General features: G+C 37.0%; 17 protein-coding genes. 9 read left to right on the forward strand and 8 right to left on the reverse strand.

The annotated features are described in order from the left end of the window. Positions 1–15 precede the first annotated feature (15 nt). Complete coding sequence (gene dapB / locus QUE35_RS09035) at positions 16–729, reverse strand: 4-hydroxy-tetrahydrodipicolinate reductase (protein WP_022600047.1); 714 nt, start codon at positions 727–729, stop codon at positions 16–18. Between the two features lie 164 nt (positions 730–893). Here dapB and QUE35_RS09040 point away from each other — a divergent pair, with 164 nt between their 5' ends. The 3 genes from QUE35_RS09040 (at position 894) to QUE35_RS09050 (ending at position 4,719) form a co-directional block, all read left to right on the forward strand. Continuing rightward, positions 894–2,177, forward strand: a complete 1,284-nt coding sequence (locus QUE35_RS09040) for a DUF2851 family protein (RefSeq protein ID WP_022600050.1) — start codon at positions 894–896, stop codon at positions 2,175–2,177. Positions 2,178–2,328: 151 nt separating this feature from the next. Next, on the forward strand, positions 2,329–2,904 hold the full coding sequence (rbr, locus tag QUE35_RS09045) for a rubrerythrin (RefSeq protein ID WP_009318349.1): 576 nt from the start codon (positions 2,329–2,331) through the stop codon (positions 2,902–2,904). Positions 2,905–3,051: 147 nt separating this feature from the next. Continuing rightward, positions 3,052–4,719 (forward strand): DUF4419 domain-containing protein, encoded by a 1,668-nt coding sequence (locus QUE35_RS09050; RefSeq protein ID WP_022600051.1) that lies wholly within the window; start codon positions 3,052–3,054, stop codon positions 4,717–4,719. Between the two features lie 18 nt (positions 4,720–4,737). Here the strand turns inward: QUE35_RS09050 and nrdG are convergent, their stop codons facing one another. The 3 genes from nrdG to nadB all read right to left on the reverse strand — a co-directional run bounded on the left by nrdG (position 4,738) and on the right by nadB (position 9,343). Next, positions 4,738–5,250: an anaerobic ribonucleoside-triphosphate reductase activating protein gene (gene nrdG / locus QUE35_RS09055; protein WP_022600052.1), complete on the reverse strand. Its 513-nt coding sequence runs from the start codon at positions 5,248–5,250 to the stop codon at positions 4,738–4,740. After that, complete coding sequence (locus QUE35_RS09060; protein ID WP_022600053.1) at positions 5,243–7,450, reverse strand: anaerobic ribonucleoside triphosphate reductase; 2,208 nt, start codon at positions 7,448–7,450, stop codon at positions 5,243–5,245. The genes nrdG and QUE35_RS09060 overlap by 8 nt, the downstream gene beginning before the upstream one ends. A 318-nt stretch (positions 7,451–7,768) precedes the next feature. Then, a complete protein-coding gene (gene nadB / locus QUE35_RS09065) occupies positions 7,769–9,343 on the reverse strand; it encodes an L-aspartate oxidase (RefSeq protein ID WP_022391222.1) in 1,575 nt (524 codons plus the stop codon). A gap of 104 nt (positions 9,344–9,447) precedes the next feature. Between nadB and QUE35_RS09070 the strand changes: the two genes are divergently transcribed. Continuing rightward, the gene (locus tag QUE35_RS09070) at positions 9,448–9,876 is read left to right on the forward strand and encodes a PH domain-containing protein (protein WP_169721113.1); all 429 of its coding nucleotides are present in this window, start codon (positions 9,448–9,450) and stop codon (positions 9,874–9,876) included. Between the two features lie 77 nt (positions 9,877–9,953). Here the strand turns inward: QUE35_RS09070 and xyl3A are convergent, their stop codons facing one another. Continuing rightward, positions 9,954–12,560, reverse strand: a complete 2,607-nt coding sequence (gene xyl3A / locus QUE35_RS09075; RefSeq protein ID WP_022600055.1) for a xylan 1,4-beta-xylosidase — start codon at positions 12,558–12,560, stop codon at positions 9,954–9,956. A 41-nt stretch (positions 12,561–12,601) separates the two neighbouring features. After that, entirely contained in the window at positions 12,602–13,612 is a 1,011-nt protein-coding gene (locus tag QUE35_RS09080; protein WP_044261425.1) for an NAD-dependent epimerase/dehydratase family protein, read from the reverse strand. Positions 13,613–13,809: 197 nt separating this feature from the next. Between QUE35_RS09080 and QUE35_RS09085 the strand changes: the two genes are divergently transcribed. From QUE35_RS09085 to queG, 3 genes are all read left to right on the forward strand, one after another. Next, positions 13,810–17,067, forward strand: a complete 3,258-nt coding sequence (locus QUE35_RS09085; protein WP_022600057.1) for a DUF2723 domain-containing protein — start codon at positions 13,810–13,812, stop codon at positions 17,065–17,067. A gap of 75 nt (positions 17,068–17,142) precedes the next feature. Further along, positions 17,143–17,766 carry a polysaccharide deacetylase family protein gene (locus QUE35_RS09090; protein ID WP_022391216.1) on the forward strand — a complete coding sequence of 208 codons (624 nt, stop codon included), beginning with the start codon at positions 17,143–17,145 and terminating at the stop codon, positions 17,764–17,766. Further along, entirely contained in the window at positions 17,747–18,688 is a 942-nt protein-coding gene (queG, locus tag QUE35_RS09095) for a tRNA epoxyqueuosine(34) reductase QueG (RefSeq protein ID WP_022600058.1), read from the forward strand. The genes QUE35_RS09090 and queG overlap by 20 nt, the downstream gene beginning before the upstream one ends. Here the strand turns inward: queG and nadA are convergent. Beyond that, entirely contained in the window at positions 18,677–19,666 is a 990-nt protein-coding gene (gene nadA / locus QUE35_RS09100; RefSeq protein ID WP_022600059.1) for a quinolinate synthase NadA, read from the reverse strand. The genes queG and nadA overlap by 12 nt on opposite strands. A 472-nt stretch (positions 19,667–20,138) precedes the next feature. Here nadA and QUE35_RS09105 point away from each other — a divergent pair, with 472 nt between their 5' ends. Further along, entirely contained in the window at positions 20,139–20,666 is a 528-nt protein-coding gene (locus tag QUE35_RS09105) for an RNA methyltransferase (protein WP_022600060.1), read from the forward strand. A 10-nt stretch (positions 20,667–20,676) separates the two neighbouring features. Here QUE35_RS09105 and QUE35_RS09110 read toward each other — a convergent pair whose 3' ends face one another. Further along, entirely contained in the window at positions 20,677–21,270 is a 594-nt protein-coding gene (locus tag QUE35_RS09110; RefSeq protein ID WP_022391212.1) for a DUF4294 domain-containing protein, read from the reverse strand. Between the two features lie 252 nt (positions 21,271–21,522). Between QUE35_RS09110 and QUE35_RS09115 the strand changes: the two genes are divergently transcribed. Beyond that, positions 21,523–22,302 (forward strand): radical SAM protein, encoded by a 780-nt coding sequence (locus tag QUE35_RS09115; protein WP_022391211.1) that lies wholly within the window; start codon positions 21,523–21,525, stop codon positions 22,300–22,302. Positions 22,303–22,324 lie beyond the last annotated feature (22 nt).

Genomic DNA, 22,324 nt, shown 5'->3' on the forward strand with positions numbered 1-22,324 from the left:
ATATTAATGTTGTTCTTAAAATTTAAGCATGTCCTGCATTGTCAAAAAGCCCTTTTTCCCACAAGTAAACTCTGCGGCAATCACTGCACCTAAAGCAAATCCCATACGACTTTTGGCGTCATGAGTTATGCTGATCGTATCTACATCCGATTCGTAAATAACCGTATGTATTCCCGGAACTTCACCTTCTCTTACCGAACAGATTCCGATCTCATCTTCTGCAGGTTCTTTCCCTTCAACCCATTTATTTTTTCGTTCTATATTATCGATCAGACCTTCCGCCAACGTAATCGCCGTACCGCTGGGAGCATCCAACTTATGAACGTGATGTGTTTCTACCATTCTCACATCATAAGCCGGAAAATCATTCATAATTTTTGCCAGATATTTATTGAGTGCGAAAAAGATATTTACTCCTAAACTAAAATTCGAAGCATAAAAAAATGTTTGTCCGGCTTTACAAGCTTCTTTTATTTCAGGCAGATGTTCAAGCCAACCAGTCGTACCCGAAACGACCGGAACTCCGGCAGCAAAAGCCCTGCGATAATTATCCATCGCCACGGCCGGCATAGAAAACTCTATGGCTACGTCGGCACTTTTGAACGCATCAGACGTAAAATCTTCTTGATTATTCACATCAATGACAGAAACGATCTCATGTCCTCGCTGAAGGGCTATTTGTTCAATCGCATGCCCCATCTTTCCGTAACCTATTAACGCTATTTTCATCTGTTCTATTTCTGTTTTAAAACATCTCACAAATCATCCGGTTTTTACCGGATATTCTTTAATTTGCAAATATAATAAATTCAATCTGAAATTTCGAACTCAAAGATTTTTTCCGACAATTCATAACATTCAGATAATCTTTTGAGCATCAAAATTATGATTCAATGGAAAAGTTATTATATTACGTTTGGGAACATCGCCTTTTCGATAACCGGAACTTACTTACGACAAAAGGCGAAAAGATAGAAATTATCGATCCGGGACACCGAAACTCAGACTCCGGTCCGGACTTTTTCAATGCCAAAATCCGTATAGGAGAAAAGTTATGGGCAGGAAATGTCGAAATACATAAAAACGCCTCCGACTGGAAACTTCATAACCATAACCACGATAAATCTTACGATTCGGTAATATTACATGTTATAGAAAACAACGATGCAGAAATTGTTCGTTCTACCGGAGAAATTATCCCCCAACTCATAATACGGTATCCGGACATAATTAAAGACAATTATGAATTATTAATCCATCAAAACTCCTTTCTTCCCTGCGGAGACCGTTTGCATGAACTACCGCCTCTTTTTTTAACCGACTGGATAACGTCTTTAGCGATGGAACGCCTTCAAGAAAAAGCCCGACGGATATGCAACTGGTTAGAATCTTATAGAGGAAATTGGGAAGAAGTATGCTACATTACTTTATCTCGAAGTTTGGGTTTCGGAACCAATAGCGATGCTTTCGAAAGGCTTGCCCGCAGCTTGCCCTTACTGTTCATGCAAAAACATGCCGACTCTCTGTTCCAAATCGAAGCTTTTCTTTTCGGGCAAGCCGGATTACTCGATCCGGAACATTTCCCGAATGATGCTTATTACCAAAGAATGGTAAACGAATATGCATTTCTCAAAAATAAATTCGGACTTTCTCCTCTAAATCCGGAATGTTGGAAATTCGCCCGATTGCGTCCGGCAAATTTTCCTCATCAGCGAATCGCTTTATTGGCACAACTTATTCATCAAGGATTTTCTCTATTTACCCAAATTCGTGAAACTAAAGATGAGAAATCTTTCCGACGACTGTTCGATCTCTACCTAAACGGGTATTGGGATACTCATTACTCTTTCGGACAACTGTCACCACAACGGCCTAAAGCTTTAGGGAAAAGTGCCGTAGATATTTTGCTGATCAATACGGTAGCCCCGCTATTATATGCTTATGGAGTAAAAACAGGGAATGAGGTTTATAACGAACGGGCTATGAATCTGTTGGAAAATATAAAAGCCGAACAAAACAGAATAATCCGATATTTTTCTCAAGCGGGAATCAAAACCGATAATGCACTCGACAGTCAAGCTCTGATACAGCTACATACAGCCTATTGCGTGCCTAAAAAATGTCTGTATTGCCGGATAGGACACAGATTATTATCAAGCCCGATAAATTGTAAATAAAATAGAATAAATCTCATTTCAGAGACTATTTAAGAAGTCTTTCAAATTTTCGTAAACCTTTTCTTGTTTTAATATGTTATTTCTAAGAAACACCCCAAACCGGAATTTCTTCAAAGACAGCTCATTCTCAAACAGCATAAATTATTTTTGTATGAAAACAATTAAAGGTACGATCACAGAACAAAATTTATTGAAAGCTTTCGCCGGTGAATCTCAGGCAAGAAATCGCTATTCTATTTTTGCAGAGGTAGCTAAGAAAGAAGGTTATGAACAGATTTCCGGAATTTTTCTTGAAACTGCAGATCAAGAAAAGGCTCATGCAAAACGTTTTTTCGATTATCTTGAAGGTGGTATGGTAATGATTACTGCCGACTATCCTACCGGACCTGTCGGCAATACAGCTCAAAACTTACTGGAAGCAGCAGAAGGGGAAAAGCTCGAATGGTCTTCTCTATATGCCGATTTCTCGGGAATAGCTGCCGATGAAGGGTTTAAAGATATTGCCACAGCGTTTAAGATGATCGCCAAAGTGGAAGAGTTCCATGAATGGCGTTATCGCAAATTGCTTGCTCGGGTAGAAGATAAAATGGTATTCAAACGCGAAGAGCCCATTAAATGGCAATGCCGGAACTGCGGCTTCGTTCACGAAGGAAAAACTCCTCCCGAAAAATGTCCGGCATGTCTGCATCCGAAAGATTTTTTCGAACCTAAACGAGATAATTATTAATGGTGTATTTACGGAGCTCTACGGTTGTCTGAAATTTCGGACAGCCGTATTTTTTTGACTATAAACATATTATCATCACTCTTATTGCATAATAATTTATTTTTCTTATTTTTGTAAAATTAAGAATCCATAATACAATCTCTATACATGAAAAACTATTCGATATTATATTTTCTAACGGTTATACTCTTTGCATGTAATGGTAAGTCCGGTTCTCAGTCCAAAAGCGCCGAACCCTTCGACTCTGCCCAAATTATCAAAATACAAAATGTAATCGATACCTCCGTTAATGGAGTAACTTTTAATGTTTCTTCCGTAAAACCGGCAGACTCTTTACTAAAGACATATCCGGTAAAAGATATGATGGAGTTGAAAATAGAGAAAAAAATATCTTTTTTACCGGATGAACATAAAAATGAACGCCTCATATATACCCGAGACAATGGATTTATAGAAACTTTACAATATTGCTATGACGAACACAGGCCGCTGAAACTGAGTCCGGATCATATCTGGACATTAATCTGTCAGGCGACATCGATACACATAAACCAACATTATGATTCTCTTAAAAATATCATCTTTACAGATGAAAAGAAAGAAGAACTTATCATTCGAAACGACAGCCTCGAAAACAATGCAAGATATTGGGGAACATTGATAAAGGATTTTTGCAATGAAACAAAAAATCATACCCATAACGACCTTTATGATTTCTTTGTTCCGAACTTTTCGACCACAACCCCAGTTCAGACAACCGTTTACCAAATAACCCTTCTGGAAAGTTACAAAAAGAAATTCTCTTATGTAGGAGAAACCGGATGCGGTATTCCGCAAATAACGATTACGGGAAACAAAGAAGACTGGATATGGATATTCGATCATCTGTCGGATTTGGATAAACTCGGATTAACATGGTGGGGAAAGGAACTTAGACCTATAATAAAAGAGTTTATCAATGTTTTCGATGATAAAATCAATGTTTCATTCTGGGATTCCATATATAAAGATGCCGCAGAATACGGAGCATTCTATATATCGGGTTGGATTATCAAGTTTTTTCCATATTTACCGACAACGGGAGAGGATTTTTTAGGATATACTTCCGAAGGAAAGGGTAAATACGAGTTGGTATATCGCCTGAACCCCTATTTACATGGAAACGATTACAAATTATCTACATTAGGAACTGAAAGTTTTCCCTCCGGTTTATCGCAAATAGACATCAAATGGATAAATTATTTTAACCGAACAACTAAAAAAATGGAAGCTTATTCCGGATTTTTCGGGGTGAAACAGTCACAAGATAAAACACTCGAACCGTTTATTTCCTGGCTCGTATGCAAAAAAGATACTTCAAAAGTAAAAATGGATGTATCCGACGTATTATCTCTATCCCCTAAACATCACAACGACCCGCAATTATGGTCTCCCAGAATATGCAATGAATACACCGATTCGGCTATATATGATATTAAAAAATTCAAATCGCAGCAAGCAAGTCTTTTATTTATACGCAATGAATTGAACCGGAATAAAGAGAAATACCAACAACTGAATAATATCGATCTTTCCGGAGATACATTGCGTTTCGTAATAACTTGTGACGGTTCGGTAGCTCAAATAAAACTGAAAGGCCGCAATACGGAGAATAAGAAACTCATCGACTTTTTCGAAAGGGAGTTGACGATTTTACCTGAATCATGGATACCCGCTCTCGCCCATCCCGATAAAGTCCTCGATTATTTCGATTTTTCAGAAGAAGAACTGAAATTGAAAGTAAAAGCCAATAGTGAATTGGAGATCGTATTTTAGACAATCTCCTAAACAAGCTTAAACAGAAACGGGATCATACACGAACTCTACTGCACGATCTTGCCGCAATGAAACAGGCACATCGATAAGTCGCTGGTTGCGACTTCCCCGAAAAAATAAAGAGGTATCTTTCTGCGTTTCTACGAATCTACCGTCAACCAATACATCTATATATGGCAATAGGAGGGATAAACGGGCAGAAGCAACGATCTCCTCATATAAATATCCGGTATAGCACCATATATTTTTAGAGGTTTCTTCTTTTATACGACGTGCTAATTCGGTAAAAGCTTCCGGCTGAAAGAACGGGTCACCGCCGCTAAAAGTCACATTGTCGAAATCATTGCTTTTTATTACGGAAAGAATTTCATTCAACGACATTTTTTTTCCGTTACAAATATCCCATGACTGAGGATTATGACAACCCGGACAACGATGCGGACAACCGGCCGAATAGACCGAGGTACGCAACCCCGGTCCGTCGACAGTCGTATCTTCGACAATATCCAATATATATATATAATCAATCATGAACGACACGATCATTAAGTTCAGACAACTTTGCATGATTCCAACGGTCTGTCGTTCCCACCAGATAACCCGTAATCCGCTGAAGCCGGTCTATCTCTTTGCTACCGCAATGAGGACAGGTATCGAGTCCGGCAGAAGCATCTTCATAGCCGCATTGCATACAGCGGTTACGATTATGGTTTACCGATCCGTAACCGATATTATATTTATCCATCATATCGACAACAGCCATAATTGCCTCAGGATTATGTGTAGCATCCCCGTCTATTTCGACATAAAATATATGTCCGCCACGAGTCAAGTCATGGTAAGGAGCTTCTATTTCGGCCTTATGTCTTGCACTGCATTTATAATACACCGGAACATGATTCGAGTTGGTATAATAATCTCGGTCTGTAACTCCCGAAATAACACCGAATGTCTGACGGTCTTTTGCCGTAAATTTTCCGGACAATCCTTCAGCCGGTGTAGCCAATACGCTGTAATTATGCTGATATTGATCACAAAAACGGTTTACCTGATCACGCATATAGGTAATAATACGCAATCCCAATTCTTGAGCAGAAGCATCTTCTCCGTGATGTTTACCGACAAGAGCAACCAGACATTCCGCCAATCCGATAAAACCTATACCCAAAGTTCCTTGATTAATAACCGATGCTATCGTATCATTCGGCTTCAACTTCTCACATCCATTCCACAAAGCGGACATCAACAAAGGAAACTGTTTGGCATAGGCCGTCTTCTGAAACTCGAACCGCTCGTGAAGTTGCAGTGCGGTAATCTCGAGCACTTCATCCAGCTTAGCAAAAAAACGAGCAATCCGTTCGCTTTTGTCTCGAATATTCATACATTCTATCGCCAACCGAACGATATTGATTGTCGTAAAAGAAATATTTCCACGCCCTATCGACGTTTTTTCTCCGAAACGATTTTCAAAAACGCGGGTACGACATCCCATTGTCGCCACTTCATATTTATAACGCTCCGGATCATCGATACGCCATTCTTCATGATTATTGAAAGTTGCATCCAGATTCAAGAAATTAGGAAAAAAACGACGGGCACTTACCTTACATGCCAATTTATAAAGGTCATAATTCCGGTCTTCCGGCAAGTAACTTACTCCACGTTTTTTCTTCCATATCTGTATGGGAAAAATAGCTGTAGCCCCGTTACCTACACCTTCATACGTAGATCCCAGCAATTCACGAATGATGCAACGCCCTTCGGCCGAAGTATCGGTTCCGTAATTAATAGAGCTGAACACCACCTGATTGCCTCCCCGAGAATGAATCGTATTCATGTTATGAATAAAAGCTTCCATAGATTGATGCACCCGACTTACCGTGCGGTTGACTGCATGCTGCACGACACGGGCATCCCCTGTAAGACCATCAAGAGGACGGGTAATATAGTCATCCAAATCCACTTGATAAAGATGAGAATAATCAGTACCGTTCATATCGGAAATTACTTTTATTTCTTCGATAAAACTGTTTCTTACGAACGGAGCTAAATAGAAATCAAAAGCCGGAATCGCCTGTCCGCCATGCATCTCGTTTTGAGCCGTTTCCAAAGAAATACACCCCAAAATACTTGCCGTCTCTATTCGTTTTGCCGGCCTGGATTCTCCATGTCCTGCAAAAAATCCGTTTTTCAAAATCTTATCTAACGGATGTTGTACGCACGTGAGGCTTTTAGTAGGATAATAATCTTTGTCATGTATATGGATATATGAATCTCTTACTGCCGTTTTGACTCTTTCACTCAATAAATAGTCATCTACAAAAGGTTTTGTAGTCTCACTTGCGAATTTCATCATCATACCTGCCGGAGTATCGGCATTCATATTAGCATTTTCGCGAGTTATATCGTTTGATTTAGTCTCTATAATTTCAAGAAAAATATCGCGGGTTTTCGCTTTACGGGCAATACTCCTTTGATTACGATAAGCAATATAACGCTGGGCTACATCTTTACGGCTACTTTTCATCAGTTCCACTTCGACACAATCCTGTATTGCCTCTACGCTCATTTGCTCACTTCCCCGACATACGATACGATCGGTGATCTGACGAATCAAACTCATATCCTCACCCTTATCGGTATGCAACATCGCCTTACGAATAGCTGCAATAATTTTTTCTTCATTGAAACCCACGATACGTCCATCGCGTTTTACTACTGTCTGTATCATTTTTTTGAGACTAAAATTTATTTTTTATATCGTTTTTATTATCTCTGAATACCGATGTAAAGGTAAAAAATTTATTTCTTATATAACAATACAATTTCTATTTTTGAAAACTTTTTATATAAATAAAATTTATATATAACTAATTATCAACTTTTTAATTTTTAAAATTAGAAACTTCTAAAAATAATATCAATATAAAATTATTCAAAATTGAAAATTGTGTATATATGTAAAATAAAAAAGTTACCGAAAAAAATATTACGGTAACTTTCTAAAAGTTTATGATAACAGACTAAATTATCAGTAAAAAATATCTGATCAAATTTTATTTTTCTTAGGATAATCTATCGTATAATGCAGGCCTCTGCTTTCTTTACGTGCCATGGCTTGCTTGATGATCAAATATCCTACATTAATAATATTGCGCAATTCGCATATCTCCCGAGTCACGACCGAACGCTGGAAAAGATCTTCCGTCTCACGATAAAGTATTTCCAATCTGTCCAAAGCTCTTTTCAGACGCAGATTGGAACGCACTATTCCCACATAAGCCGACATAAGCTGTTCTACTTCCCGTACGCTTTGCGTTATCAATACCATCTCTTCTGGCAATGATGTACCCTCATCGTTCCAATCGGGAATATTTTCTTGTATCTTTATATCGGGCAATACTTTCACCGCATGTTTTGCTGCAGCATCCGCATAAACTACCGCTTCTATCAACGAATTGGAAGCCAATCGATTCGCACCATGCAAACCGGTACAAGAACATTCACCTACGGCATACAAGTTTTTTATAGACGTACGTGCATCCAAATCAACTTTAATACCCCCGCACAAATAATGTGCAGCCGGAGCTACAGGAATATAATCTTTTGTTATATCGATCCCCAAACTCAAGCATTTTTGATAAATATTAGGAAAATGCTTTTTGGTCTCTTCCGGGTCTTTATGGGTCACATCAAGATATACACATTCATCTCCGCGAGTTTTCATTTCATTATCGATGGCACGGGCTACAATATCACGAGGAGCTAATGATCGGCGATCATCGTACTTCTGCATAAACTCTTTTCCATCTTTAGTTTTCAATACAGCTCCATAACCGCGCATCGCCTCGGTAATCAAGAAACTGGGACGCTCTCCCGGATTATATAATGCAGTAGGATGAAATTGGATAAATTCCATATCTTTTACATCGCCTTTTGCACGATATACCATGGCAATACCGTCTCCAGTAGCGACAGGCGGATTTGTGGTAGTCCGGTAAACATTTCCTACTCCTCCCGTAGCAATCAAAGTAGTTTTTGAAAGAAATGTATGAATATGGTTCGTATTCTGGTCAAGTACATAAGCACCGTAACATTCTATATTACCGGTGTGACGGGTTACGTTTACTCCCAAATGATGCTGTGTTATGATTTCGATCGCAAAATGATTCTCAAAAACTTTAATTTTCGGATGATTTTTCAAAGCTCTGATCAAACTATCCTGAATTTCAGCTCCGGTATTGTCCTGATGATGCAAAATGCGGAATTCGGAATGTCCTCCTTCTTTATGAAGATCAAATTTTCCATTCTCGTCTTTATCAAAACTTACTCCCCAATCGATCAACTCCTTAATCTGACCGGGAGCTTCTCGCACCACTTTCTCGACCGCAGCCCGATCGCTGATCCAATCTCCCGCAATCATCGTATCTTCAATGTGTTTCTCAAAATTATCGACCAGCGTATTGGTTACAGAAGCAATTCCTCCTTGTGCGTAAAACGTATTCGCTTCTTCAAGACCTGTTTTACAAATTACAGCTACACGACCTTTTTCAGCTACTTTCAAGGCAAAACTCATCCCTGCTATACCCGAGCCTATTACCAAAAAATCAAATTTATGTGTCATATTTTTCTTTTTTTCGATACGATTGCCGAGCGTATCCGAACTTTTCTAAACACAAAGGTAAAAATAAAGTAGCAATGTTGTATCTTCGTAAAAAATCTATTTCTATGCAACGTACATTCAAATCAAAAATAGGAATTCTCACCCATATATTACTGCTGATAACGATCATTCTCCTTTTTTACAGTATGTGGATTAAATCGATCATTTTTTTAGTCATCATGCTCATCATAAACGTATTGTTCGTTCCTTCTTTTATACATACGGAATATATATTCAATAACAATATGTTATATATCAAATCGGGATATTTACCTGTAATAAAAATCAAGTTAGATACTATATCGGAAATTATTTCTCATCCGAAAAAAAACTCGTCATTTACTACGAATCCTACAAAAAGGTATGCTTTATCAAGTGACCAGATTATACTATACTGCAAAGATAATCGGAGAATAGCTATTTCTCCTTATGATAAAGAAGGGTTTATCCGTGAAACAATCAAATGCAATCCCGACATAAAAATCACAAAATAAAATTGATAGAAACAAAAAAGATCTGCTTAAGCGAGACTATTTAAACAGATCTTTTTCATATCATATTTTTCTATCTATCATTTGATTTCTAAACCGAGTTTTTTCAACTGCTTATCATCGGATGTTCCGCCATAAAGAATTTCATATTTTCCCGGTCGTACTTCCATTTTCTCAATTACCGGATTAAAAAATTCGAAAGAAGAAGCCGGCAAATCTATTTTTACAGGTACGGTTTGCCCCGCTTTTACCGAAACACGTTTATATCCTCTCAATGATTTAGAAGGACCTTCGGGATCTTGCAAATTGCGTATATATACTTGAACTACTTCATCCCCGTCTCGCAGACCCGTATTTTTCAAATTCAGACTCAAAAATACCGAATCATTTACACTCATAGACTTTTTACTCAATTTAGCTTTCGAATAACTGAAACCGGTATAACTCAATCCATGCCCGAAAGGATATAAGGGTTTTCCTTTAAAATAACGATAAGTACGCCCTTGACCTTCGGACATATTATAATTTTCAAAATCAGGAAGATCATCGGAAGATGCATAAAAAGTCAACGGCAAACGCCCGGCAGGATTGTAATCTCCGAAAAGCACATCGGCAACCGCAGTACCCCCCTCCTGTCCCGGATACCAAGCCTGAAGAATAGCATCCATATTTTTATCTTCCCAAGATAAAGCCATAGTACTTCCCGAACACAATACAAAAATTACGGGTTTTCCTGTTTCTTTCAAAGCTTTCATCATATTTTTCTGTACTTGAGGAAGATCTATATTCGTGCGGTCACCGTTTTTGAATCCGGGATATTTCACTCCCATTTCCTCTCCCTCAAGAGAAGAAGAAATACCTCCGACAAAAATAATAGCATCTGCATCTTTCACTTTTTCGGCGACAGCTTTATAATCGATTTGACGGCTCAACCCTACATCGAATTTAAGTGCTCCTTTTCCTCCTCCCTGATAATATTCGATAAGAATATCATATTTCTTTCCTTTTTCGACATTCATCCGATAATCTTTTCTGGATGCAGGTCCGTTTTTCCAATCCGAAATAATTTCTTTTCCGTCGACATAAACACGGCAACCATCATCTGCCGATATAGTAAATACAACCTCTTCGGTTCGTTCAGGAATAAATACAGACTCGAAACGGGCCGAAAAATCTTTTAGATTCACTCCGGGCATAAAGACTGTTTCTCCTCCCGTATCGAAATTAAAAGGTTCGCTTATTTGACCTGTCGCTGCAATATCTCCCGACAAATCACGATTATTCCAAAAAGTCGCTTTAAAACCTTTTTTACCATTATATTGACACCGATCGAAATAACTGAGAAAAACTTCGGTGTCTACATAATCGCATCCCTTTTCATAAATTACGCTTCCTTCAGGCAACTTCGCTTTAATTCCTTCCAATATAGTAACCGATCTGTCGGGCGTCCCGTTATAATTAGCCCAAAGCATTACCGAGTCATTAGCATTCGGTCCCATTACCGCTACTTTCTTTATACTTTTACTTAAGGGTAACGTATTATTTTTATTACTCAACAATACCATACTTTTACGTGCCATTTCCAAGGCCTTTGCTTTATGCTTATCGCAACAAACTACCGAATAAGGAATAGAAGACCAAGATACCAAAGAGTCATCGTCGAACATTCCCAATTCGAAACGGGCACGAAGCAACCGAAAAACAGATTCATTGATCTTAGTTTCGGTAATCAACCCTTTTTCAAAAGCTTCATCTAAAGCCCAATAAGAACCGCCGCACTCCAAATCTGTCCCGGATATAACCGCATCTGCCGATGCATCTGCCGCCGAAGCGTGAGTCTCATGTCTGCCTTTTGTATAAAAATCGGCAATAGCTCCGCAATCGGAAACGATAACATCATCGAATCCCCACTCGTCTTTCAATATATTTATCAACAGAGTCTTATTAGAACAACAAGGTTCTCCTTCAAAACGGTTATAGGCGCACATTACTTCTTTCACTTTTCCTTCTGTAACAAGCGCCTTAAAAGCCGGCAAATAAGTTTCTCTTAAATCACGTATAGAAATATTTTCGGCATTATAACTATGCCTATTCCATTCAGGTCCGCTATGAACAGCATAGTGCTTCGCACAAGCGTGAGCCTTATCATACTTTTGAGTACCGTCTCCCTGAAGACCTTTTACGACAGCAAGCCCCATTTTCGTAGTCAAAAAAGGATCTTCTCCATATGTTTCCATGCCGCGTCCCCAACGAGGATCACGGAAAATATTGATGTTCGGAGTCCAGAACGTAAGTCCTTTATAACCGTTATACATTCCTTTTCTCTGAAAATCATGATATTTCGCCCTTCCTTCATCCGAAACCATATCGAACATTTCATAAACAGCCGTATCATCAAAAGTCGCTGCCAGACCTATTGCTTGCGGAAAAACCGTTGCTTTTCCCGCACGTGCAATTCCATGTAAAGCTTCATTCCACCAATCATACGGACGAACGCCCAGACGTTCTATACCTCCGGTGTTATTGTGCATTTGGGCGAACTTCTCTTTCAAAGTCATCCTATTCAATAAATCCAAAGCTCTTTCATCCGGAGATAATTCCGGATTTTTATACGGAGGATTCTCGGCCCTAAAAGAAAAAGCCGAAAAAAACAGCAGTGTAAATAAAATTACTTTTTTCGATTTCATGTGTGTGTTATTGTTTTGTGTAACTAAAAATAATTTATCTATTATAACCAACCCGATTTTTTATACCAGTTTACAGTTTCATAAACACCTTTTTCCAAAGGATAATCAGGTTCAAATCCAAGTTCTTTTTGTAAAGGAGTTATATCGCAAATCCAGTTACGTTGCTTCATAATATTATACTTATCTCTATTAAGCGTACTGGCAGAACCTGTCAAAGACGCAAAAAATTCGGCACAATAAGAAACAATCTTTAGAAAAACAAGAGGTAAACGAATAGGAATGACAAACCGCTTTCCCATAGCTGAAGCTATATATTTGCGAAATTGGGTAGAAGTATAAGCTCCTCCGTCAGAAATAAAATATCCTCGTTGTTTAACACCTTTATCTATAGCCAGAAAAATAGCTTTTACCAAATCCCGAACATAAATAAAAGTTATCAATTGCTTTTTATATCCGACAGAAAAGTCAAATCCGAATTTAATAGTTTTCATCATCAGATAATAATCTTTTTCACGAGGACCATACACTCCGGTAGGACGCATTATCACGTAAGGAAAATTCGATAAGGAATAAAGATGCTGTTCTGCTTTAAGTTTACTCTTCCCATAACGAGTATTGGGATGCGGAACATCGCTTTGCCGTATAGGAGTAAAACCTGTTTCATCACCTATTCCCCACGCACCCAGACTACTCATCATGATAAATTGCTCGGGGACGGTTTCGGTTTCTATTAAAGCTTCGGTAAAATTTTTTACAAAACTGTAGTTGATAAGATCGAAGTCTTCAGGATTTTTACATTTTGTCACTCCCAAATTATGAACAATATAATCCCACGCACCGAACTTTTCTTTTTGTTCTGAAAGCTGTTTTTTCAATTGTTCCTTATCATTAAATTTAAGGTCTATAAATTTTATATTTTCATCCTTCAAATATTCTTTATTGGTAGAGGCACGAACACCGGCCCAAGTTTCATAACCTCGCCGCAAAGCTTCTTCTACTATAAAACCTCCTATAAAACCTCCCGCACCCGTAACCAATATTTTTTTGAGCATAAATAACTTCATTTTATATGTGATAAAAGTAATAATAAAAGGAGAATTAACAAAAAATCATATCTTATTATTGCATTTTATTCTCTTGAAGAGCTTTAATAGAGAGATTATTACAATCTTTAAAACATTTTGTTGACAATCTTTTCCTATATTTGCAACGCATATAGAGCTTATAGCCTCTTCATCAAATAAAATCTATGAAGCAATACAAATTACTGAACAACGTTTTAGGTTGGGTCGTGTTTGTCATATCGGCCGTAACTTACATTTTAACGCTGGAACCAACAGCCAGTTTCTGGGATTGCGGAGAATTCATTTCTTCTGCATATAAACTCGAAGTAGGACATCCACCCGGAAATCCTATTTTCATGTTAACGGGAAGATTTTTCGCAAATTTTGCCTCTGATCCTACTCAGGTAGCCTACATGATAAACCTGATGTCGGGACTACTCAGTGCAGGCACTATATTATTATTATTTTGGACTATAACTCATCTTGCCCGAAAAATAGTGGTAAAAGAAGGAGAAGAGATGAGTATGGGACAAATGATCGCTATTTTGGGAAGCGGACTCGTAGGTTCTTTAGCTTACGCATTCAGTGATACTTTTTGGTTTTCGGCAGTAGAAGGTGAAGTTTATGCATATTCTTCTTTCTGTACGGCTCTTGTATTCTGGCTCATCTTGAAATGGGAAACTGTAGCCGACGAACCTCATTCTTACCGGTATATAGTACTTATAGCTTACCTTATCGGTATATCCATTGCAGTACATCTTCTCAATTTATTATGTATTCCGGCTATCGTACTGGTATATTACTACAGAAAATTCAAAAATACGAATGCAAAAGGCTCTCTTATAGCTATTGCCATTTCGTTCGCTATAATCGTAATTTTATTATACGGATTGATTCCGGGATTTGTAAAAGTCGCCGGATGGGCGGAACTTTTATTTGTAAACGTATTCGGCGCACCTTTCAATACCGGTGTCATTATTTATTTCTTCCTCGTAATAGGATGCATTTCTTGGGCTATTTATGAAACATACAGTCAAAAAAATAAGTTCCGTTTGCGGCTCTCTTTCTTAATAAGCGTCATTATGGTAGGTATTCCTTTTATAGGAGATAAAATATGGATAGGCATATTGTTATCTATCATTTTAGCTTGTTATCTTTTCTTCAAAGAAAAGCTGCCGGTTCGTGCTTTGAATACTATTTTGGTATCTATCATGGTTATTTTCATAGGTTACTCTTCTTATGCCCTGATCGTGATTCGTTCTTCTGCAAACACGCCTATGGATCAAAATTCTCCTGAAGATGTATTCAAATTGGCAAGTTATCTGAATCGGGAACAATATGGAGACCGTCCTCTTCTGTTCGGAAATACGTTCGTATCGGATGTAGCACGCGACAATAACGGAGCACCCATGTTTAAGGAAGGTTCAGCTATATGGAGAAGAAATATAAAAACCGATAAAAACGAAAAAGACAAATATATAATCATAGACCATAAACGAGATTATATATATACTCCCGAACTGGATATGTTTTTCCCTCGTATGTACAGCAGTAGTCCTCAACATATAGAAGCTTATAAAGAGTGGACTAATTTCAAAGGAAAACCTGTTAAAGTAAAAAATTACCAGGGAGAAACTCATACAGTCTATAAACCTACTTTCGGAGAAAATTTGAAATTCTTCCTCGATTATCAATTGAATTTTATGTACTGGCGTTATTTCATGTGGAATTTTGCAGGACGCCAAAATGATTTGCAAGGAAACGGAGAGGTAAGTAAAGGTAATTGGATCAGCGGTTTTAATTTTATAGATAAACACCTAGCCGGAGATCAGACTAATCTTCCTTCTGAACTGGCAAACAATAAAGGACGCAATGTATTTTACATGATGCCGCTCATATTGGGTCTTATAGGATTATTCTTTCAAGCATATTCGGGAAAAAAAGGTATAGAAGGATTTTGGGTAACGTTCTTCTTATTTTTCATGACCGGTATAGCTATTGTTATTTACCTGAATCAAACTCCTTATCAACCGCGTGAAAGAGATTATGCTTATGCCGGTTCTTTCTACGCATTTGCAATTTGGATAGGTTTAGGTGTAGCGGCAATAAGTAAAGGTCTTGAAAGATACCTTTCTCCGAAAGTGGCATCTTCCATAGCCACCGTACTCTGTCTCATAGTACCTATACAAATGGTAAGTCAGACATGGGACGATCACGATCGTTCGGGACGTTATACTTGTAGAGATTTCGGTAAAAATTACCTTTCCTGTATAGAAAAAGACGGTATTATTTTTACCAACGGAGATAACGATACTTTCCCTTTATGGTATGTACAAGAAACGGAAGGTTATCGTACCGATGTACGTGTATGTAATTTAAGTTACTTGCAAACCGATTGGTATATAGATCAGATGAAGAGTCAAGCTTATGAATCTACTCCTCTTCCTATATCTATGAAAGAATATCAATACGGTAACGGAAAACGCGAATATGCTTACTTATATAACGTTACACAACAACCTATGTCGGTAAGCGATGCAATGAACTTTTTCTTGTCCGATGAAGAATGGACCAAGAAAATACCCGAAGCACAAGGTACTTTCAACTATTTCCCTACCAATGCTTTTTATATACCTGTAGATTCTGCATCTGTATTGAAATCGGGAACTGTAACTCCTGAACTGAAAGACAGTATCGTTAAAAGAATAGATTTGTCATACACAAATAAAAATTCCATGACATTAAACGAAATAGCTATTCTGGATATGATCAATACAAATGCGAAAGAAGGCTGGAAACGTCCTATATATTATGCAGTAACCGTAGGACCGGAAATGTATATGAATCTTAAACCGTATTTCAGCCGTGTAGGGTTGGCATATCGTATCGTACCTGTCAAAAATCCGGATGGAGACAGTTCTATCGATACGGAAAAAATGTATGACAATATGATGAACAAATTCGTATGGGGAGGCATTGAGAATCCTAACGTTTATTTAGACGAAAACATAAGAAGAATGTGTTTTACGCTGCGTATGATGTTTGTAGAACTTATCGGCCAGCTAATGGAAGAAGGTAAAACAGATAAAGCATTGAAAGCGTTGGATTATTGTATGGAAAAAATTCCAGGCACGGCAATTCCTCACGACTACATTTCTACTCAATTGGCTATGAATTATTATCAATTGGGACAAAAAGAAAAAGCGAAAAAACTATTGGAAGAGATAGCCGATAATTCTTTCGAATACCTCAAATGGTACACAACTCTTACTCCTAATCAATTGAGATCGATAGACAGAGATGTACAGATCAATCAGTTTATTCTTATAAAAAATGTCATACCTATGTTCATTTCTCAGAACGATCAAGAATCGGCAATGAAATATGTCAATAAACTAAAAAGCATAGGTATAGATCCTACTGCCATGCTGCAACAACAGTAAAAATATAAATATTCGACGAATAGGATATTCTCGTTATAAGAGAGAATATCCTATTTGTTTTAAAAAGTTTTGGTCATGTTGATAGAACAGCCGCCTTATTTATATAGAATGCTTTATCCGGAAACAATATGGCGTATTCCGGTTCCGGGAAAAGAAAAAAATATATATCTTACTTTCGATGACGGTCCTATTCCCGAAGTAACTCCCTGGGTACTTAACTTATTGGATCATTATCAAGTAAAAGCTACTTTTTTTTGTGTGGGAGAAAACGTTGCCCGAAACAGAGAATTATATGAAGAGATAAAATTGCGGGGACATTCTACGGGAAACCATACAATGAACCATATACAAGGTATAAAATATACTACTCAAAACTATGTGAGAAATGTAGAAGCGGCTAATCAACTCATAAAAAGCCAATTATTCAGACCTCCTCACGGTCACATGCGTTTCTCTCAACTCCTCACTTTACAAAAACTCGATTATCATATTATCATGTGGGATGTGGTAACTCGCGATTACAGTAAAAAATTAAACGGAGAAGATGTTTTTAATAACGTGAAGAAATTTGTAAGAAACGGATCTATCATCGTTTTCCACGATTCTCTCAAATCTCAAAAAAATTTACGTTATGCTCTTCCTAAATCAATCGAATGGTTATTAGAAAAAGGATATAATTTTGAACGAATTTTCCCTTAAAAATAAAATCTTCGAACGAGCTTTTGCCTTAGGTTTCTCAGCTTGCGGTATAACTCCTGTAAAAGAAGTCGATGCAGATTGCCGTTTACATTTCGACAAATGGTTACAGAAGGGTAAAGAAGCCCGAATGCAATATATGAGAAATTATAAAGACAAAAGATTCGATCCTCGATTATTGGTAGAAAACGCTCGTTCTGTGCTTGTAGTAGCCTTGAATTATTATCCCTCTATACACATTCCTGAAAATCATCCTCAATTCGCACTATATTCTTATGGACAAGATTATCACATTGTTCTAAAAGAAAAATTAAATGAATTATTTTCCTATATAAATACACTGATTCCCATAGAAGGAAGAATATTTTGCGATACAGCTCCCGTCATGGAACGTTACTGGGCTCAGCAGGCCGGTATAGGATTTATAGGAAAAAATACACAACTGATCATACCGGGAAAAGGATCTTTTTTCTTTTTAGGAGAAATAATTTCTTCTCTCGAACTACCATGGGATACTCCCATGCAAAACAGATGCGGACATTGCAATTCGTGCATCGAACACTGTCCCACACAGGCTTTGATTCCGGGCGATTTTACGACACTTGACTCTAACAGGTGCATATCATACCAAACGATAGAGAACAGGTCTGATATTCCATTTGAAATAGGCTCTAAAATGAATAATAGAGTATATGGTTGCGATACTTGTCAGAAAGTATGTCCTTGGAACAGGTTTTCTATTCCCACAACAATACCGGAGTTTGAACCTTCTTCCGAGTTTTTATCTCTCGATCAAGAGAAACTTGAACATCTGACACACGAAGATTATAACCGCATATTTAAAAAATCGGCTGTCAAACGGGTAAAATACGAAGGACTTCTAAGAAATATAAATATACTTCGAAAAAATAAATCAGAGTCCTAATTTCGCCGAAATATCGAGCATTCTCTGAATAGGCAATACGGCCTTTTCTCTTATTTCAGCGTCCACTGTAATTTCAGGTTGCTCATATTTAAGGCAGTTATATAATTTTTCCATCGTGTTTAACCGCATAAAATTACATTCATTGCAAGCACAAGTACTGTCATTAGGCGGGGCGGGAACAAAAATTTTATCAGGATTCTGTTTCTGCATTTCATGCAAAATACCCGATTCCGTAGCTACGATAAATCGTCTTGCTTCAGACTGAGTTGCAAATTTCAATAATGCAGCCGTAGACCCTATTTTATCAGCCAACGTCAATATGACGTTTTTACATTCAGGATGCGCCAATAATAAGGCATCAGGATACTCTTTTTTCAACTCCACTATTTTTTCAACAGAAAATTGTTCGTGTACATGACATGCACCATTCCACAGCTTCATATTACGCCCTGTGACGCTATTTATATAATTCCCGAGGTTTCTATCAGGTCCGAATATAATCTTTTCTTCAACAGGAAAACTTTCTACTATTTGACGGGCATTCGTAGAAGTGACCACTACATCGGTAAGAGCTTTGACCGCAGCCGATGTATTAACATAAGAAATGACCGTATGTCCGGGATTTTCTTTGATGAATTCGGCAAAGTCGGTAGCATTGCAACTATCGGCTAAAGAGCATCCGGCATTCAGATCGGGAACTAAAACTTTTTTATCAGGACAAAGAATTTTAGCTGTTTCACCCATAAAGTGAACTCCGCATAATACGAGAATGTCGGCTTTTGTCCGAGATGCCCATTGAGCTAAAGCCAGACTGTCCCCTACAAAATCGGCTATATCTTGTAAATCTCCCGATTGGTAGTAATGGGCAAGTATCACGGCATTCTTATCTTTCCGCAATCTATCGATCTCTTTTCTCAAGTCTATACCTCCCGGAACAGGGAAATCGACATATCCCTTACCGATGTTCACAATACTCATAATTATATTTCTTCTTTTATTTATTTAAAACTTAAAATAGATGATGATAATAGCTTGTTGATAGTATTGATATCTTTTTTATAAGAACTATTGTATATTAAGTTATTAAGGTTTTATGTCTTTTTATAAAGAGTATATCAACATCTGTTTTTTCTTATTATAAGAGTTTTACCATCATAATTAACTATACGTTAATAAGTGGCAAAGTTAAAAACTTTCTTTTATTTACTGTATGGATAAACCCTTATTTTACAGTTGATATATTCATTTAAAACTTTTGTGTTTTTGATTTGTAATTTAGATTTCTCGTTTCATATAATAGAATATTTTAATTGTCCTATGTTTGATGAGAAAAAGTTATTCTTTATTTATCCGATGTTTTTCACAAGTTATCAGCATACTTTTAATAGGGTTTGCACAAAGAGAAAATTATATCTTTGCAATATATTAAGATGCGTAATATTTAGAGATAATGAAAAAGAAAACCATTTTAGAACTTGATAGGGTTTCACAAGAAGAATTTAAAAAGAAAAATAAGATACCTCTTATCGTGATTCTGGATAATGTAAGGAGTTTGAATAATGTAGGGTCGGTTTTTCGCACAAGCGATGCTTTTTTAGTGAAAGCTGTTTATTTATGCGGCATTACTGCTCCTCCTCCTCATCCTGAAATACATAAAACGGCTTTAGGAGCAGAAGATAGTGTCGAGTGGCATTATTTCGAGGATACTAACGCTGCTGTTGATAAATTACATGAAGAAGGGTATATCGTGTATGCTATAGAACAAGTTGAAAACAGTATCATATTATCTGATTTACAGTTGAATAAAGATTGTAAATACGCTGTCGTTTTGGGTAATGAGGTGAAAGGAGTGCAACAAAGCGTTGTTGATAAGTGTGATCAAAGTATAGAGATACCTCAGTTCGGGACAAAGCATTCTTTAAATGTATCAGTAACTGCAGGATTAGTTATATGGGATTTCTTTAAAATGTTGAGATAAATTTTATGTATTAAAGTTGTCCCGATTCTACTAAGATACATATTCTTTCCAGCATTTTGTCGCTCCCTTCCGGTTCCCATTCTTTTTTAAGGCTCACTCCGAACAAACTTCCGAAAGTTTGCCATACATTTGCCCGGAAACCTCCTAAAAAAGCTTTTATAAGATTGAAGGAAGATTGATTACATTCTCTGTCTATGAGTTTTATGAGCAATTTAGCTTGAGAATAGGTGAATGTTTTCAATACGGGTTTATATTCTTTGAAAAGTTCCTTCTCCATACGTTTTAAATGAGCTTTTCTTTCTTTTTCAGGTAGGGTTTGTATATATTCATAAGTTTCTATGAGTGCATTATATACAAGTTTTGCGTAGGGCAGAGTTTTTTTTACATCACGTACGGTTCTCCAGTAGTATTTTTCTTCTTTGCTGTTTTTGAATTTTAACGGGGGGAAACAATAAACAGGTCGCATAAGTACCATCCATACAGTATCTCCGTTTTCTATAATTGTCCTGTACATCTGATTATAAGCTACGGACTGACTATGTATAGGGGAGGTTAATCCGCATAAACATACTATGCTACATATTATGACTACTACTTTCTTCATCAGTTACAAAAATAGTGTATTAGTAAGTATGAATTTTATTTTTTGCATTATTTATTATATAGTTTCAGCTTGTTAATAACTAGTAATTTATCTGTTTATAAGATATTGATTATATTATATAATCAATTGTATATAAGTTTATTATTTTGTTTATTAACAATTAGAGTAAAATAGTTGATATAACAATTGACAATTCGTTTTTGTTACAGAAAAAGCGAATGATTATTTTTGTAGTCGGTAAAAAGGAAAAATATGTCAACTATTCTATTTAGAGAAATTGTTTTTGGACCGGTACATAGTAGAAGATTGGGTGTTTCTTTAGGAGTGAATCTTTTACCCGATGACGGTAAAGTATGTTCTTTCGATTGCATTTATTGTGAGTGCGGATATAATGCCGACAAGCGGGGTAAAAACGGCTTGCCTACTCGGGAGGCTGTGTATAATGCATTAGATGATAAGTTGAAGCTTATGGTCGAAAAGGGAGAAAAACCAGATGTTATTACCTTTGCCGGTAATGGTGAACCTACTTTGCATCCGCAGTTCGAAGAAATAATAGAAGATACTATAAATTTGCGGAATAGATATTTTCCGGAGGCTAAAGTGAGTGTTTTATCTAATGCCTGTCATATAGGAAAAGAGTCTGTCTTCAGAGCATTGAATAGAGTGGATAATAATATATTGAAATTGGATTCTGTATTTTTAGATACTATAAAACTCATTAATGAACCTAATCAACCGAAATTTTCGGTTGATAAGTTAGTTGATAATCTGAAACGTTTTAATGGAAATTTGATTATACAGACTTTATTTTTACGTGGAGAGCATAAGGGTAAAAGAATAGATAATACGACAGATAAAGAAGTGGATGCATGGTTAGAAACCGTAAAACTCATAAACCCTAAACAAGTAATGATTTATAGTATAGATAGAGAGACTCCTGAGAAAAACCTTGTAAAACTATCTAAGGAAGAACTTGAAAAAATAGCTTTGAAAATACGTCAAGCCGGTCTGAATGTTTCAGTTTCGGCTTGACATTATAGTAGAATTTATCTTT

Source organism: Coprobacter fastidiosus (assembly GCF_030296935.1).
Classification (GTDB): domain Bacteria; phylum Bacteroidota; class Bacteroidia; order Bacteroidales; family Coprobacteraceae; genus Coprobacter; species Coprobacter fastidiosus.